The organism is Paraburkholderia sp. MPAMCS5 (assembly GCF_036016995.1).
Classification (GTDB): Bacteria; Pseudomonadota; Gammaproteobacteria; order Burkholderiales; family Burkholderiaceae; genus Paraburkholderia.
In genome coordinates this window covers 132,149-147,012 of the sequence record NZ_JAYXBK010000012.1, presented here as the reverse complement: position 1 = coordinate 147,012, position 14,864 = coordinate 132,149, and the positions used below count along the sequence as shown (strand labels likewise).

The 14,864-nt window shown below is 63.4% G+C and carries 15 protein-coding genes; 7 read left to right on the top strand and 8 right to left on the bottom strand.

All coding sequences use genetic code 11. The features are described from left to right. Positions 1-99 precede the first annotated feature (99 nt). The gene (locus VOM14_RS23700) at positions 100-1,488 is read left to right on the top strand and encodes a class II fumarate hydratase (protein ID WP_327631189.1); all 1,389 of its coding nucleotides are present in this window, start codon (positions 100-102) and stop codon (positions 1,486-1,488) included. A gap of 55 nt (positions 1,489-1,543) precedes the next feature. Here the strand turns inward: VOM14_RS23700 and VOM14_RS23695 are convergent, their stop codons facing one another. After that, positions 1,544-2,449: a LysR family transcriptional regulator gene (locus VOM14_RS23695; protein WP_327631188.1), complete on the bottom strand. Its 906-nt coding sequence runs from the start codon at positions 2,447-2,449 to the stop codon at positions 1,544-1,546. 105 nt (positions 2,450-2,554) lie between these two features. Here VOM14_RS23695 and VOM14_RS23690 point away from each other — a divergent pair, with 105 nt between their 5' ends. Genes VOM14_RS23690 through aroE form a run of 5 tightly spaced genes read left to right on the top strand, consistent with a single transcriptional unit; the run spans position 2,555 to position 6,409 of the window. Beyond that, positions 2,555-3,505 (top strand): ketopantoate reductase family protein, encoded by a 951-nt coding sequence (locus tag VOM14_RS23690; RefSeq protein ID WP_327631187.1) that lies wholly within the window; start codon positions 2,555-2,557, stop codon positions 3,503-3,505. Next, complete coding sequence (locus VOM14_RS23685; RefSeq protein ID WP_327631186.1) at positions 3,502-3,894, top strand: VOC family protein; 393 nt, start codon at positions 3,502-3,504, stop codon at positions 3,892-3,894. Before VOM14_RS23690 ends, VOM14_RS23685 begins: the two co-directional genes overlap by 4 nt. 2 nt (positions 3,895-3,896) lie before the next feature. Beyond that, positions 3,897-4,355, top strand: coding sequence for a MaoC family dehydratase (locus VOM14_RS23680; RefSeq protein ID WP_327631185.1), 459 nt, complete (start codon positions 3,897-3,899; stop codon positions 4,353-4,355). Further along, on the top strand, positions 4,355-5,566 hold the full coding sequence (locus VOM14_RS23675) for a CaiB/BaiF CoA transferase family protein (RefSeq protein ID WP_327631184.1): 1,212 nt from the start codon (positions 4,355-4,357) through the stop codon (positions 5,564-5,566). The genes VOM14_RS23680 and VOM14_RS23675 overlap by 1 nt, the downstream gene beginning before the upstream one ends. A 6-nt stretch (positions 5,567-5,572) precedes the next feature. Continuing rightward, complete coding sequence (aroE, locus tag VOM14_RS23670; RefSeq protein WP_327631183.1) at positions 5,573-6,409, top strand: shikimate dehydrogenase; 837 nt, start codon at positions 5,573-5,575, stop codon at positions 6,407-6,409. 181 nt (positions 6,410-6,590) lie between these two features. Here the strand turns inward: aroE and VOM14_RS23665 are convergent, their stop codons facing one another. From VOM14_RS23665 to VOM14_RS23635, 7 genes are all read right to left on the bottom strand, one after another. Continuing rightward, positions 6,591-6,956: a DUF1330 domain-containing protein gene (locus VOM14_RS23665; protein WP_327631182.1), complete on the bottom strand. Its 366-nt coding sequence runs from the start codon at positions 6,954-6,956 to the stop codon at positions 6,591-6,593. A 78-nt stretch (positions 6,957-7,034) separates the two neighbouring features. Then, complete coding sequence (locus VOM14_RS23660) at positions 7,035-7,805, bottom strand: pyrroline-5-carboxylate reductase (RefSeq protein ID WP_327631181.1); 771 nt, start codon at positions 7,803-7,805, stop codon at positions 7,035-7,037. Positions 7,806-8,170: 365 nt separating this feature from the next. Then, complete coding sequence (locus VOM14_RS23655) at positions 8,171-9,484, bottom strand: MFS transporter (protein ID WP_327631180.1); 1,314 nt, start codon at positions 9,482-9,484, stop codon at positions 8,171-8,173. A 248-nt stretch (positions 9,485-9,732) separates the two neighbouring features. Further along, positions 9,733-10,806 carry an isocitrate/isopropylmalate dehydrogenase family protein gene (locus tag VOM14_RS23650; protein WP_327631179.1) on the bottom strand — a complete coding sequence of 358 codons (1,074 nt, stop codon included), beginning with the start codon at positions 10,804-10,806 and terminating at the stop codon, positions 9,733-9,735. Positions 10,807-10,821: 15 nt separating this feature from the next. Beyond that, positions 10,822-11,247, bottom strand: coding sequence for a cupin domain-containing protein (locus VOM14_RS23645; protein WP_327631178.1), 426 nt, complete (start codon positions 11,245-11,247; stop codon positions 10,822-10,824). 35 nt (positions 11,248-11,282) lie between these two features. Beyond that, positions 11,283-12,653 (bottom strand): NAD-dependent succinate-semialdehyde dehydrogenase, encoded by a 1,371-nt coding sequence (locus VOM14_RS23640; RefSeq protein WP_327631177.1) that lies wholly within the window; start codon positions 12,651-12,653, stop codon positions 11,283-11,285. Between the two features lie 29 nt (positions 12,654-12,682). Further along, positions 12,683-13,702 (bottom strand): amidohydrolase family protein, encoded by a 1,020-nt coding sequence (locus tag VOM14_RS23635; protein ID WP_327631176.1) that lies wholly within the window; start codon positions 13,700-13,702, stop codon positions 12,683-12,685. A 269-nt stretch (positions 13,703-13,971) separates the two neighbouring features. Here VOM14_RS23635 and VOM14_RS23630 point away from each other — a divergent pair, with 269 nt between their 5' ends. After that, positions 13,972-14,850, top strand: a complete 879-nt coding sequence (locus VOM14_RS23630) for a GntR family transcriptional regulator (RefSeq protein ID WP_327631175.1) — start codon at positions 13,972-13,974, stop codon at positions 14,848-14,850. Positions 14,851-14,864 lie beyond the last annotated feature (14 nt).

The window sequence follows — 14,864 nt, the reverse complement described above, 5'->3', positions numbered from 1 at the left end:
GCGGCTGGAATCAGTTTGATCCAGCCGCTTTCCATTTTCTACTTTCCGCTTTCGAGTGCGGAGTCATTCGTTGAAACACTTAACCTGGCAACGCTCACCATGAATACGAGAACTGAATCGGATGCGTTCGGACCCGTGGATATTCCCGCGCATCGCTATTGGGGTGCGCAAACGCAGCGCGCGCTGGACGTGTTCGGCGTGGCGCAAGAGCGCTTTCCCGCTGCGCTGATTCACGCGTTCGGTTTGCAAAAACGGGCGGCCGCGCGCGCCAACCGCGCGTGCGGCGCGCTTGAAGCGCGTCTCGCCGATGCGATCGAGGCAGCCGCCACGGAACTGAGCGAGGGGCAATGGGACGAGCACTTTCCGCTGAGCATCTGGCAGACCGGCTCGGGGACGCAGACCAACATGAACGCCAACGAGGTCATCGCCAACCGCGCCAATGAACTGCTCGGCCAGCCGTTGGGGACGAAGTCGCCGGTTCATCCGAACGATCACGTCAACGCGTCGCAGTCCTCGAACGACAGCTTTCCGACCGTCATGCACGTGAGCGCCGCGCTTGAACTGACCCGGCGTTTGCGGCCCGCCCTCGTATCGTTGCAGGCGTCTTTCGACGAACGCGCACGCGCATTCGCCGATGTGGTGAAAATCGCGCGCACACACCTGATGGACGCCGTGCCGACTACAATGGGCCACACTTTCGCGGCGTATGCCCATCAGATGGCCGCTGCGATTTCGCGCCTCGACGCCGCATTGCCCCAGCTCATGCTGCTCGCGCAGGGCGGCACGGCGGCCGGCACCGGACTGAATGCGCCGGCGCGCTTTCCTGACGCCTTCTGCGCGGAACTCGCCGCCAGCACCAACCTGCCCTTTCGCTCGCATCCTCACAAGCTCGAGGGCATGGCGTCGCACGATGCGCTGGTCGATACCTCAGGCGTGCTCAATACGATTGCGACATCGCTGCTTAAGATGGCCAACGACATTCGCCTGCTCGGTTCGGGACCGCGCTGCGGGCTCGGCGAACTGATCGTCCCCGATGACGGCCTCACCTCCTCCATCATGCCCGGCAAACGCAACCCGACCATTGCCGAGGTCCTCGTGCAGGCCTGCTTCCAGACGATGGGCAATCATCAGACGGTGACGCTCGCCGGCGCTTCCGGCCTTTTCGAATTGAACGTCGCCAAACCCGTGCTGATTTACAACGTCCTCCAGTCGATACGCGTGCTGAGCGACGCCTGTCGAAACTTCGACGAGCGTGTCGTGAAGGGTCTTCAGGTGGACGCGGCGCGACTTTCAACGAATGTGGAAAACGCGCTGCTGTCGGTCACGGCGCTCAACCCCGTGCTCGGCTATGACGCCGTCGCGCGGATAACCGCGCTCGCGCTTCGCGAAGGCATCACGCCGCGCGCCGCGGCCTTGTCGCTCGGCGTTATCGAGGCAGACGAGTACGACCGGATCGTCGATCCCGCGCGGCTGGCGCGTGCTGATTAGCGCCACGCGCGCCGCTCCGACTTGCGCTGAGGATCGCGGCGCTTCACGGTTCGTCTCACCGTGAAGCGCCGAACAACTGCACCACGACGCCACGCAGCCAGCGATTCCCGGCCTCGTGGTGATACCTCGCATGCCAGTGTTGCCGGACGGCAAAGCCATCCACGGGAACGGGGCACGAATGGACGGCAAGATCATTGGTCTGCGCGAGCGTTTCGCCGATGTGACGCGGCAGCGTGGCGATCAGATCGGTAGTCTGGACGATCGTCCCGAGCCCCAGGAAACCGGGCAACTGAAGCGCGACGTCACGCTCGACGCGCTTGCGCGCCAGCGCCTGTTCGAGCAACTGCGCCCCCGTGCCCGACTCGATCGCGACATGTCCCTCCGAGCGGTACTGCTTCAAACCGAGCCGCGCGCGAACGCGCGGATGATGCCGGTTGACGAGGCACACCCAGTCCTGCTGATAAAGCTTCTGCTGGTAGATGCCGCCGCCGAGCCAGGGCACATAGCCGATCGCGAGATCGGCTTCGCCCGACTCCAGCGCGCGTTCCGTGTTGCCGTCAATCCTCGCCGCCTCGAGCCGGATGCCGGGCGCCTGAGCGCGCACATGCGCGAGGAGTCGCGGCAGCAGCGTGATGTGACTCGCGTCCGTCATGCAGATGCGAAAGCGCCGCTGCGCGGTCGCGGGATCGAAGGCGATTTCCCACGCGGCGAAACGCCTGAGCGATTCGAGTATCTCGCGGCACGGCCCGATTAGCGCGTCGGCCTGCGGCGTCGGCGCCATGCCGCCCGGCGTACGGATGAAAAGCGGGTCCTGCAGATGCTTGCGCAACCGCCCCAGCCAGATGCTGATGGTGGGCTGGCTCTGCTCCAGTTGCACGGCGACGCGCGTGACGCTGCGCGTGTCGTAAAGCAGGTCGAACAGTTGCAGCAGTTTCAGATCGGGCAGATCGGTCGGCATCATGGCGTGAGGGCATTATTGTCTGGCGCAATGACATCATTGTAGCCATTGTATTGCCCACATGAGCGGCAACTCCTATCGTAGGGCTACACGTCAAGGAGAAGCCCTGTGAAGATTGCGATTCTCGGCGCCGGCGCACTCGGTTGCGCAGTCGGCGCCACCCTCACGGACGGCGGCCACGAAGTCTGGCTGCTGGACCGTTCGCCGGTTCATGTCGAAACAATGCGTCGCGATGGCCTGCAGGTCGACGACGCCAACGGCTCGCGGCGCGTCGCGGTGCGCGCGGCGACTCAGGCGAGCGACGTCGGCGTGGCCGACCTCGTCGTCGTGCTGGTCAAGTCGTTTCATACGGATGCCGCGATGCGCGGCGCCCTCGCCCTCGTGGGGCCCGGCACGCTCGTGCTGTCGCTGCAGAACGGACTCGGGCACGAGGACATCCTCGCCGATATCGTCGGGCGCGAACACGTGCTGGCGGGCAAGACATATGTGGGCGGCGTGCTGCGCGGCGCGGCGCACATCCAGTCCGGCGTCACCGGCAAGGCAACCTACATCGGCGAACTCGACGGCCGGCTGACTCCCCGCGTGCAAGCAGTCGCCGACGCCTTCAACGCAGCCGGCCTGATGACCACCGTCAGCGACAACATCATGGGCACGATGTGGGACAAGTTGCTCATCAACGTCGCCACGGGCGCGCTCACGGGCATCACCCGGCTCACCTACGGCCAGCTCTACGAAGAGCCGCTCCTGAAGGCGACGGCTCTCGCGGCCGTGTCCGAAGCGATCGCGGCGGCGCGGGCGGCGGGCGTCAAGCTGTCGATGTCCGATCCCGAAGAAGCCTGGACGCTCGCGGCCGAAGGTCTCTCTCCCGCGTTCAGGACTTCGATGCTGCAAAGCCTCGAAAAAGGCTCGGTCACGGAGGTCGATTTCATCAACGGCTCGGTGGTGCGCTGGGGACAACGGCTCGGCGTGCCGACGCCCGTCAACGCGACGCTGGTGGCATGCATCAAGGGCATCGAACGCGCCATGGCCGACGCGCAGCGCAAGGAGAGAACAGCATGAGCGGCGCCAGGGCTTATCTGGAACACGTGGCGATCTGGGTGCGGGACATCCAGTGGCATATCCGCTTCTTCGAGGACGTGCTCGGCATGACGATGCGCGAAATCGACGGCACGGTCGATGCGCCGCGCCAGTACTGGACGCTCGGCGGCCTGCAGTTCATTCATGCGCCGCAGCACGAAGGCCCTGAAGGACGCCTCGCGCATCTGGGCGTCATGTGCGAAGACATGGAGGCGGCGCTGGCGGCGGCCCAAGCGTATGGCGTCAGCGAGATGCCGCAAGGGCGCAACTGGCTGCGCCTGCCCGACGGGCTCGCGGTCGAACTGATTCAGGCCAGACCGGCGTCCTGTGTCAAAGAGGCGCTGAACATCAACCCGCGCGCGGAGGCGTGAGCATGACCACCATCGACAAGTACTGGGACGACGCCCGCGAAGGCGACGAGAGCGTGAGCCCGAGCTACACCGTGACGAAGGAACGCATCCTCGCCTACGCCGATCTCACGGGCGACCATACGCCTGTCCACCTGGACGAGGCTTATGCCAATGCGAGCCACTTCGGCTGCCTCGTCGCGCATGGACTGTTCGGGCTCTCGGTTGCCGACGGCCTCAAGACCCAGAGCGACTATCGCTTCCTGCCCGGCATGTCGCTCGGATGGACGTGGGATTTCCTGCTGCCCATCAAGGTCAACGACGTCCTGCACGTGAAGTTTCGCGTGGGCGCCATGCGGCCCAGCAACAGCCGTCCCGGTTGGGGCATCGTCGTGCTGCCGTCGGAACTGATCAATCAGGATGACGAGGTAGTTCAACGCGGCGAGCATCGCCTGATGGTGCCGCGCCGGCCGGGAGCACTCTGATGCAGGCTCGTCCCCTCGAAGGCATTCGCGTTATCGACTATAGCCACTTCCTCGCCGGTCCCTACGTGGGCCGCTGCCTTGCGGCGCTCGGCGCCGAAGTCATTAAGGTGGAGCGTCCGGGCAGCGGCGACGCGGGGCGCCAGCACGCGACGGTGCTCGACGACCGGCAAAGCGGCTATTTCCTGCAACTGAACATGGGCAAGCGCGGTGTCAGCGTCAACATGAAAGACGCGCGCGGCAAGGATTTCATGCAGCGTCTGTGCGACTCGGCGGATGTGTTCGTCGAGAACTACCGCCCCGGCGCGCTGGACAAGCTCGGGCTGGGCTACGCCGAGTTGTCCGCGCGCAATCCGGGCCTTGTCTACTGCTCGATCTCGGCCTACGGGCACACGGGCCCCGATGCGCATCGCGCGGGTTTCGGCCTGATCGCGGAAGCGAAGAGCGGCATCATGCAGATGGTCGGCACGCCGGGCGAGCCGCCGCCGCTCTTGCGCATTTCGCTCGGCGACATGTACACGGGCATTCACGCGGTGGCGGCGATCAACGCCGCGCTGCTCGGACGGGTGAAGAGCGGACGCGGCCAGCACATCGACATGGCGCTGTACGACACGCTCGTCTCGATGCACGAGTACGCCGTGCAGTGCTACACGCTGCGCGGCGTGCTGCCGGAGCAGACAGGCCACGATATGCCGACTTCCACGCTCTACGGCGTGTTTCGCGCTGCGGACGGCGACCTCGTGATCGCGGCGCAAGTGGACGACGCATGGAAGCGCCTCGCCGCGCTGATCGAAACGCATGGCGGCCCTACCGGATTCGGCGGCGATATGCGCTTTCACGACAGCGTGGGCCGCAATACGCATCGCCTGGAGATTTTGTCCGTCGTGCAGCCGTGGGTCGCCGCGCGGCCCGTCGCGCAGGTGCTCGGCCTGCTGGACAGCATCGATGTGCCTTGCGCCAAGGTGCAGCGCATCGACGAAGTGCTCGACGATCCGCAGATCCAGGCGCGCGGCATGGTGGTCGAGCAGCAGCATCCCCGGTACGGGACGCTGCGTCTGGCCAATCTGCCGTTTCGCTTTTCCGATTGCGACACGACCCTTCGCGATGTCGCGCCCGACCTCGGGCAACACAACTCGGAAGTAGCGCGATCGCTCGGTTTCTCGACCGCCGAGATCGACGCGATGCAAACCGAAGGCGTTCTTTTCTCGAAGTGAGAGACCATGACTGACCAGTACGCAGTGATCGGCAATCCGATTGGACACACGAAGTCTCCGTTGATCCACGGCCTGTTTGCCGAAGGGACGCACCAGGCGATGTCCTACGTCGCGATCGAAGGTCCGCTCGAACCCGACGACGCTTTTGCGAAGGTCGTGCACCAGTTCGCCGCTGGCGGCGGCAAGGGCATGAACGTCACCGCGCCCTTCAAGCTGAAGGCCTTCGCCATCGCCGACGAGCGCAGCGAACGCGCGGCGCTGGCGGGCGCGGCCAATGCGCTCAAGTTCGAGAACGGCCGGATTCTCGCGGAGAATTTCGACGGCATCGGTTTGTTGCGTGACATCGAAGTCAATCTCGGCGTTCCGCTCGCCGGCAAACGCGTGTTGATGCTCGGTGCGGGCGGCGCGGCGCGTGGCGCGCTGCTGCCGTTTCTCGCCGCCGGTCCGGCCGAACTGATCATCGCCAACCGGGATGTGTCGAAAGGCGAGGCGCTGGCGGCCCAAGCCGGCTCGCGCGTCGCGGCGCTGCGGGCGTGCCGCTATGGCGATCTCGCGGCAATGGGCCGCTTCGACCTCGTGGTCAATGCGACCTCGGCAAGCCTGACAGGCGAACTGCCGCCCGTCCCGCCCGGCGTGTTCAGTCCCACGGGCACCGCCTACGAACTGGCGTACGGCAAACGGCTCACGCCTTTCTTGCGGCTTGCGCGCAACGCAGGCGTGCGAGGTGTCGCCGATGGCGTCGGCATGCTGGTCGAGCAGGCCGCCGAAGCCTTTGCATGGTGGCGCGGCGTGCGCCCGCAGACGGCCGAGGTGATCGACCGTCTCACCGTGCCGCTGGATTGATCGATCGAAGAAGAGGCGATGAGGAATGTCCTGATGCCAGGCACGATTGGGTTGTGATCCTCGGGCCCTGGCCATCACAACATGCGAGGAGCCGTGGTCAACCGTGGTTGTCGGTTCAAGACAACCAGCGCTGGCCAGGTGCTCGCATGAGCGATGAAGCCCAAACACTCGACTGAAATTCCTAAGCGAGTTCGCCCTCGAAAATAAGGACCTCTCGCCGGGAAGCCTTTAGCGCATACTGCTTCGCTTCCTGGTACGACGGGTCCGCATAGCATGCTTTGGCCCGTTCCAAAGACGGAAACTCGACGACCGACACTCGCCCGATCGCATTGGCTTCGACGAGGACGCCCGCCAGGTCCACCGATCTCAACCTGGCACCGTACTGCTCGGCTATAGGAGCCCAAAGCTTTCCGTATGTTGCCTGCGCGTCCGGGTCGGTGATGTCCGTGCCTAAAACAATCCAGTATCCCTTCACTTGCTGCTCCTTGTGATAGAAGACGACTCCGTCCGGCGCTTCCTCGCGCCGATCCGCTGCTGCTGACCTCACGGACGCGAGTTGCTGGACTTGCGGTTGCCAATCGCGCTAGCCATTCGCTCTCAAGGTCGAACCGCATACGCGCAGCGCTTATGTGCTTCCTTGGACGCGAGCGAATATCCGGTCAAGTGCGTTACCGTAGTGGTCGTAGGCACGGGCAGAGGAAAGCTCGGCATGAAGTTGTTCATTCAGGCCGCCTGGCGTCATCAGGCCATTGATCATCTCGGTGAATGACTGAGACGTCCGTGTCGTTTCATGCGCCAACCCGACGCAATATTCCGATAGAAACGCGCGAGCCGCATCGTACGATAGTCCCTGTTTCGTCAGCCACGCAGCTTGAGATTCCAATACGGCATAAAAAGTGGCCATGGTCGCGGTAACGGCATGCAGCGCGTCGAACTGGTACTCGCTTGTGACTTCGACCGCCTCTCCGAGCGCGGAAAAAATGGACCGGGCGATATCGTCCGGTGGATATATCGCGGTGCTTCCTCTGCGATCCGCGACGGCAGGCAAAGGGATCGCGCGAGCCACTCTGGCTGCGGGAAAAACAATCCGATGCAGTTTGTCAATTGACGTCCCGGGAACAAACGTGATCACGTGATGCTCCGCGTTGAAACGGAGTTCCCGCAAAACATCTTCGACAATCTGTGGAATAACAGCAATGCAGATCACATTTGAAGTGTCGAGTACTTCCTGATTGGAGGTGCATACCTTGACCCGCGCATCGAGTGCCGCCAGTTCCGCTGCAATTGCCGCATTTCGTGGCGACAACGCTATGTGCTCGAACCGCAGATTGGAGCGCACGAGGCCGACCACAATAGCTTTCGTGATGACGCCGGTTCCGACGAACCCGATACGCATTTCTTTTCTCCCGCTTTTACGATGTCGAACGGCCGACGTTAGCGCTTCGATCCGGGTCGAGCGTTGTACAGACCCGCAGTCGCTCAGTTCTGTCGTTGCCTGCACTTCGGGCCTCGGTTGCTCATACGCCGGCATCAGTATTGAATCGACGAAATGCACCGTCAATGAGCTTTATTTTCCTACAGGCATTCTTTTAGGTTATGCGAGATCCAACCTGGCGCTATACGCCCCCCCGCTTCGAAATCCGCCGCGTGTCCGGGCAGAATGTCGATGTTGGCCATTTCAAAGACCATGTGATCTCCGTATTGACGAGCATGAGATGAGCTTGACGTGTCGACGCGAGTCGGCAATGTCCAAGCCTCGGGTCAGTCCTTGCGCATATAAACCGCAAGGGTGGACGCGAGCACGGCGGATAGCAGGAGCATGGCCGCCATCGCCCAGATGCCGGCCGAAAAAGTACCGGTTGCCTGCTTGAGCACCCCGACCAGATAAGGACCGGCAAAGCCGCCCAAGGTGCCGATCGAATTGATGAACGCCAGACCGCCGGCGGCTGCGACGCCCGTCAGGAATCGCGTCGGAATGGTCCAGAAAATGGCCCGCGCCGAGCTTACGGCCACCACCGCGAGCGTCAATCCGGCAAGTTCAACCACGATACCGTGAGACATGGCGGACAGTGCAAGCCCGACACCGCCGGTCACGCACGTCGCCACGAGGTGGAGTACGCGCCGGCCGCGCCGGTCGACCACTCGTGCCCACACCAGCATGCCGACCACTGACGCGATGTACGGGATCGTCGAGAGCAATCCAACGTGGATGAGGCTGTATCCATGTGCCTTGAGAATCAGCGGCAACCAGATGCCGACGCCATACGAACCCAGTACAAAGCCGAACTGGATCGCGGCGAGAAGCAGCACGCGCCCGTCTTTCAGCGCCGAAAACAGCGCCTTCTTCGGTCCCTGGCGCGGCTCGTCCGCGAGCATCTGGACGAGTTCCGAACGTTCTTCGTGAGTGAGCCAGTAGGCCTCTTCGGGTTTGTCCCGAAGCAGCGCCAACACCGCGAAACCGATCAGGACCGCGGGAAGCCCTTGGGCGATAAACATCCATTGCCAGCCATGCAGTCCCGCCGCGCCATTGAGCTGAAGGAGCAGCGCGGACATCGGGCCGCTCAGAATCGACGAAAGCGGAACGCCGAGTGTGAAGATGGCAAGAACCCGCACGCGATACTGCGCCGGAAACCAGCAGGCGAGGAAGAAAGTCACGCCGGGAAAGAAGCCCGCTTCCGCGACACCGAGCAGAAGACGCAGCGCGTAGAAGCTCGTCGGGCCCTGCACGAGCGCGGTTGCCGCGGAGGCGAGGCCCCACGTGATCATGATGCGCGCGAGCCAGCGGCGGGCGCCGTACTTGTAGAGCGCAAGATTGCTCGGAATCTCGCAAAAGCAATAGCCCGCGAAGAGAATGCCCGCGCCCCAGCCGAACTGCGCCGGCGTGAGTCCGATGTCCTTGTTCATCGTCAATGCGGCAAAACCCACACTGGTCCGGTCGATGTAGTTGAAGACGAAGGCGAGCGTCAGCAGCGGCAGCAGGCGCCAGGCATTCTTTCGCAGCGCCCGTTGCCGGATCGCCGCTTTGTCGGGGCACTGCACAGTTTGCGCGCCCATTTCCAGTGATTCGGAATGCATGTTGAATCCTTCGATGATGCCTCTTGATGGACTGACTTATCGGCGCGACGCCGGAACGTCACACACGACACACACGACACCCACGGCCATGCCCTGCGTGAGGCGATTCGCCCTGGCATTCCGTGCGCCGCGAGTGTAGTCAGGAGAACGAACGTGAATAGCCATCGGAATCACGACCATCATCGAGTGTCCCCTGCTTTGTTTTTTTGCCGTTCCAGCGAAGATCGCTCTCAACTGGAACGATCCCTTCACGCCTGTCGAACCGACTCGGCCACCTTCAGGCCGAATGCCTTGCAGCCCATCGAGCCTCCGAGGTCCGCCGTGCGGGTCTGCGCATTGGCGAGCACGCTATCCACGGCGGCATCGATTGCGTCGGCCGCCGCCACGAAGTTCGGCTTCTCGCGATGCTCGCCGATCCAGCGCATGAGCATGCTCACCGAGAGGATCATCGAGGTCGGGTTCGCCTTGTCCTGATTCTGGATGTCGGGAGCGGAGCCATGCTGTGCCTGCGCGCAGCAGAGCGTGTCGCCGGCCATCACCGAGCCGCCGAGACCCAGACTGCCCGACAGCTCCGCAGCGAGATCGCTGATGATGTCGCCATAAAAGTTGGTCGCCACGAGCACGTCGAACTTCTCCGGATTGCGAACGATGTGCGCAGTCGAGGCATCGACGAGAAGATCATTCAGTTCGACTTCCGGGAAATCTTTCGCGACGTTGCGTACGCATTCGAGGAACAGGCCGTCCGTCATGTGGAAGCTGTTCGACTTGTGAATGGCCGTCACTTTCTTCCTGCGCTTCATGGCGAGTTCGAAAGCACGGCGCGCGATGCGCTCGCTGCAATGGCGCGTGATCTTGCGCACCGAAAGCGCCATGTCCTTCGAGGGCATCATTTCACCCCAGCCGAGCGCCATGTTGCGGTCCGGATAAAAGCCCTCCGTGGCCTCGCGCATGATCACGAGGTCCATGCTCTTGCCTTCGCGCATGTTCGAAGTCAGGAACGAACGTGTGCGCGACGGACGCACGTTGGCGTACAGGTCGAGGTCGCAACGGAATGCCGCGGAGACGTTGCGGCCGCCCTTGTCGGGCGGCGGATAATCGGCGTGCGATACCGTGCCGAGAATCAGGCCGTCGTAAGTGGGCGCCTTCTCCAGCACTTCGGGACGCAGCGTCGTGCCGTGCTTCTCCAGGCTCGCGAAGCCAATGTCTTCGTAGTCGTAGTGCAGGCCAAGGTCGAACAGCTGGCCGGCCTTGCCAAGAACGTCGATGGATGCGGCGATGATTTCAGGGCCAATGCCGTCGCCGGGACAAACGAGGATACGCATGATGATTTGCTCAGTTCAATTCGAAGGGGTCTGGTGTTCAGCCGACACGGGTCGCGTCTCGCCATTTTCGGCGAGCGTGCGCGTTGCGTCCTGGCGCGCGTAGATCCAGAGAATCTTCATCGGTTCGGTGTCCGACAGGTTGCGAAAACGATGCGGCACGTTCGGCGGAATGAACGTCGTGTCGAGCGGCTTCAGTTCATATTCGAGGCCGTCGATGTCGAGAATCGCATGGCCTTCCACGAGCACCACGCTTTCCTGACAGTTGTGGCTGTGAAACGGAATCTTCACGCGCGGCGCAAACGAGGTGTAGCCGGTTATGAAGCTGTCCGAACCAGTCGACTTGCCGACGAGCGGCGTGGTGCTGGCGCCGCCTCCGCGGTCATAGGCGGGAAGCAGGTCCGGTTTCAGAAGGGCAGCGCCCGAAGGAGTCTTGATCGTCATGATGGTTTCCAGTTGCGGCAGACGTTGACGTCGAATCAGGCGACAGGGCCGATCCACACGGTCTTGACGTTGGTGAATTCGCGGATGCCGGCTGCGCCCAGTTCGCGGCCATAACCCGATTGCTTGATGCCGCCGAACGGCAGACGCGCGTCCGATGCGACGAGGCCGTTCACGAACACCGCGCCGGCTTCGACCTCACGCACGAGCGCCTTGGCGCGCGGCAGATCGCTCGTCCACAGTGCTGCGCCGAGACCGAATTCGGTCGCGTTCGCGAGTGCGATCGCTTCTTCGGTGCTGGCCACGCGCAGGACCGCCGCGACCGGGCCGAAGGTTTCCTCCACGGCGGCCGCCATGTCGGGCGCGACGCGGTCCAGCACGGTCGGCGCATAGAAAAAGCCTGCACCCGCAACAGGTTGGCCGCCCGTCTTGAGAACCGCGCCGGCCTCGACCGTGCGCTCGACCTGGCGATGCAGTTCGTCGCGCAGATTGCCGCGCGCCATCGGGCCGATCGTCGTGTCGCGCTGCGTCGGGTCGCCGACCTTCAGCTTCGCCACGCCTTCGCAGAAGAGATCGACGAAGCGGTCCGCGACTTTTTCATCGACGATAAAGCGCTTGGATGAAATGCAGCTCTGGCCCGTGTTCGAAAACCGCGCCTTGACGGCGGCCTTCGCCGCGGCTTCGATATCCGCGTCCGCCAGCACGATGAACGGGTCCGAGCCGCCCAGTTCGAGCACCTGCTTCTTCATGGCGCGGCCGGCCTGCGCGGCGACCAGCTTGCCGACAGCGGTCGAACCGGTCAGCGTGATCGCGGCAATGCGCGGATCGTCGATCAGCGCCGCAACGTTTGCCGGCTCGATGAGCAACGACGCGACGAGACCGTCGGGCACTTCGGCTTCGGCAAAGACGGAGTTGATGCTGAGCGCGCATTGCGGCACATTGCCGGCGTGCTTCAGGATCGCGCCGTTGCCGGCGCACAGCGCGGGTGCGGCGAAACGGATGAACTGCCACAGCGGGTAGTTCCACGGCATGATGGCCAGCACGACGCCGAGCGGATCGTAGGCAACATAGCTTTCGGTCGCGTTGCTCGATACCGTTTCGTCCCCGAGATACTGGCCCGCGTTTTGCGCATAGAAGCGGCAGGTCCACGCGCACTTCTCGACCTCGGCTTGCGCTTCGGCGATGGGCTTGCCCATTTCCAGCGTGATCAGCGCGGCAAGTTCGGCCTTGCGACGTTGCAGCACTTCGCCGATGCGCGCGAGCGCCGCCGTGCGAACGCTCAGCGGCTGCCTGGCCCAAGCGCGTTGCGCCGACTGCGCGTTCGCAAGCGCCTGCTCGACGCGCTCGGGCGTATCCGGGTTGAAGGTTGCCACGACCTCTTCGGTGGCGGGGTTCACTGTGCGAAACATGAAAAATTCCTCGATAGTCTGGGATGGGTTCAGCTCACCTGAGCGGCGAAGCCATAAAGTCGGGCGGGGTTGTCGATCAGAATCTGCTGGCGAATGGCGGACGTTTCGGCCCACGCGAGCACGTTATTGAGCGCGCGGCCGGCGTCTTCCTTGCGAAAAGGTTCGACGCGAGTCAGGTCGCCGTCGCGGTGGCTCGCGCTGCCCGTGTGCGGCCAGTCCGACGCCCACAGCATGCGATCCGGGCGGGCTTGAATCAGTTGCTGGGCGAACAGGGCGATGTCGCTGAAATCGGGCGCCTCACGCGATGCACGATAAGGCGCCGAGAGTTTGATGTAGACGTTGCCGCCCTTCGCGAGCGCAAGCACCGTTTCGAACGCCTCTTTCTGCTCGGGTTGTCTGGCGGTCCGCAAGCCCGCGAAGTGGTCGAGCACGACGTGGACCGGCAGCGCGGCAATCGTGGGCGAGAGCGCGGCGACGACATCGACGTCCGCGTAAATCTGAATCGACCAGCCGAGCGGCGCGACTTTTTGCGCCGCGCGCTCGAGTTGCGCGAGGGCCACCGCGTGGTCGCGCTGCCCCTTCACTTCGAGATTGAGACGCACGCCGCGAACGCCCTGCTCGTGCATCGCGCGCAGCCCGGATTCACTGACGTTTCGCGGGTCGATGACGGCGACGCCTCGCGCCCGAGCCGTTCCAAGTTCCCGCAGGGCAGCCAGCATGGCGGCGTTATCGGTGCCATAGACGCTCGGTTGCACCACCACTACCCGGTCGAATCCAAGGCGCCCTTCGAACTCGAGCAGGTCGGATACCCGTGCGCGGCCCGGCGTGTACGAGCGCTGGGCCGCGAAGGGATAACGCTCGGCGTCGAAAATGTGGACGTGACAATCGCAGCTTCCGGGGGGCAGCGCGGCGTTCGGGGCGCTCGGGCTATCCAGTGGACCGGCAACCGGCGAACTGCCGAGCGTGCCCGCGACGGCACCCGACGCGCACGACAACGCGAGGCCGCCCACTGCTGCAAGGCTCGCACCGAGAAGGTTCCTGCGATACATGAGACTCCTTCGGGGGAATGCTGGGTGAGTTGGTATTTTATGCTTGCGATAAACCATGTAAATGGCTTTTTGTGGTTTCAAAAGTCCATCAAGGGTAAACGACTATTCAGTGATGGACCTCAGATGTCTGTCTCAAATCACCGATAAAACGGCGATGCAGCCGGCCTGCATGGCGCACAGCCATCAGATGATGATGGTTTTATAGCGCCATGAAAGTCCATGAAGGGATTGTGGTACGATCGCCCTCAAGCTCCATCGATCGAATTGTTATGGCCCGCGCCCTTCCCGACGTGCTCGCGTCGAATATCCATCAGCACATCACCCAGTCCGGTATTGCTCCGGGTACCCGATTGCCGGAGCGCACGCTCGCCGAGCGGTTCAACGTCTCGCGCTCGCCGGTGCGCGAGGCGCTGAAGCGTCTGGCCGCCCAGGCTGTCGTCGCAGCGCATCCGGACGGAGGTTATGCAGTCGCGGAAGGTGTCGAGCCCGTCCCCGAGGCCGAAGCAACCGGCGCGGAGATCGCCGGCGAAACAGAGCAGACCTATCTGGCCATTGCTGAAGACCGGCTTGAGGGCAGACTGGAAGACCGCGTCACGGAGAACGAATTGATGCGGCGGTACGGCATGACACGCGCTCAACTCAACGCGGTATTGCGGCGCATGGTGCAGGAAGGGTGGATCGAACGCCGGCCCGGACATGGCTGGCAATTCCAGTCGGTTCTGACCTCTTCCGAGACCTATCGCCAGGGATACCGGTATCGCCTGCTGATCGAAGCGGCCGGGATTCTTGAGCCGACCTTCCAGCTCGACCGCGAAGCGTTGCTACGTTGCCGCACCGAACAGGACGTGCTTGCGAACGGCGGCGCGAGGACTGCATCGCCGGCGGCCCTGTTCGACGCGAACAGCCGTTTGCACGAGACCATCGCTTCGTGCTCCGGCAACGTGTTTATTCTCGATGGATTGCGTCGGCTGGACCGGTTACGCAGGCTGATGGAATACCGCAATGCAGTCGACCGGGATCAGGCGGAGCGCCGCTGCCGGGAGCACGTGACGTTGATCGACTTGCTCCTGTCCGGACAGCGGGAAGCCGCCGCCGACTTCATGAAGCTTCACCTGCACAACGCGGTGCGCGAAAAGACTTCTGACTAGTGGGTACAGGCTGG

Bases quoted from the DNA above. Each gene is read 5' to 3' on its own strand.
- VOM14_RS23700 (WP_327631189.1), top strand. From the start codon at position 100: ATGAATACGAGAACTGAATCGGATGCGTTCGGACCCGTGGATATTCCC.
- VOM14_RS23695 (WP_327631188.1), bottom strand. From the start codon at position 2,449: ATGATGCCGACCGATCTGCCCGATCTGAAACTGCTGCAACTGTTCGAC.
- VOM14_RS23685 (WP_327631186.1), top strand. From the start codon at position 3,502: ATGAGCGGCGCCAGGGCTTATCTGGAACACGTGGCGATCTGGGTGCGG.
- VOM14_RS23680 (WP_327631185.1), top strand. From the start codon at position 3,897: ATGACCACCATCGACAAGTACTGGGACGACGCCCGCGAAGGCGACGAG.
- VOM14_RS23675 (WP_327631184.1), top strand. From the start codon at position 4,355: ATGCAGGCTCGTCCCCTCGAAGGCATTCGCGTTATCGACTATAGCCAC.
- aroE (WP_327631183.1), top strand. From the start codon at position 5,573: ATGACTGACCAGTACGCAGTGATCGGCAATCCGATTGGACACACGAAG.
- VOM14_RS23660 (WP_327631181.1), bottom strand. From the start codon at position 7,805: ATGCGTATCGGGTTCGTCGGAACCGGCGTCATCACGAAAGCTATTGTG.
- VOM14_RS23655 (WP_327631180.1), bottom strand. From the start codon at position 9,484: ATGCATTCCGAATCACTGGAAATGGGCGCGCAAACTGTGCAGTGCCCC.
- VOM14_RS23650 (WP_327631179.1), bottom strand. From the start codon at position 10,806: ATGCGTATCCTCGTTTGTCCCGGCGACGGCATTGGCCCTGAAATCATC.
- VOM14_RS23645 (WP_327631178.1), bottom strand. From the start codon at position 11,247: ATGACGATCAAGACTCCTTCGGGCGCTGCCCTTCTGAAACCGGACCTG.
- VOM14_RS23640 (WP_327631177.1), bottom strand. From the start codon at position 12,653: ATGTTTCGCACAGTGAACCCCGCCACCGAAGAGGTCGTGGCAACCTTC.
- VOM14_RS23635 (WP_327631176.1), bottom strand. From the start codon at position 13,702: ATGTATCGCAGGAACCTTCTCGGTGCGAGCCTTGCAGCAGTGGGCGGC.
- VOM14_RS23630 (WP_327631175.1), top strand. From the start codon at position 13,972: ATGGCCCGCGCCCTTCCCGACGTGCTCGCGTCGAATATCCATCAGCAC.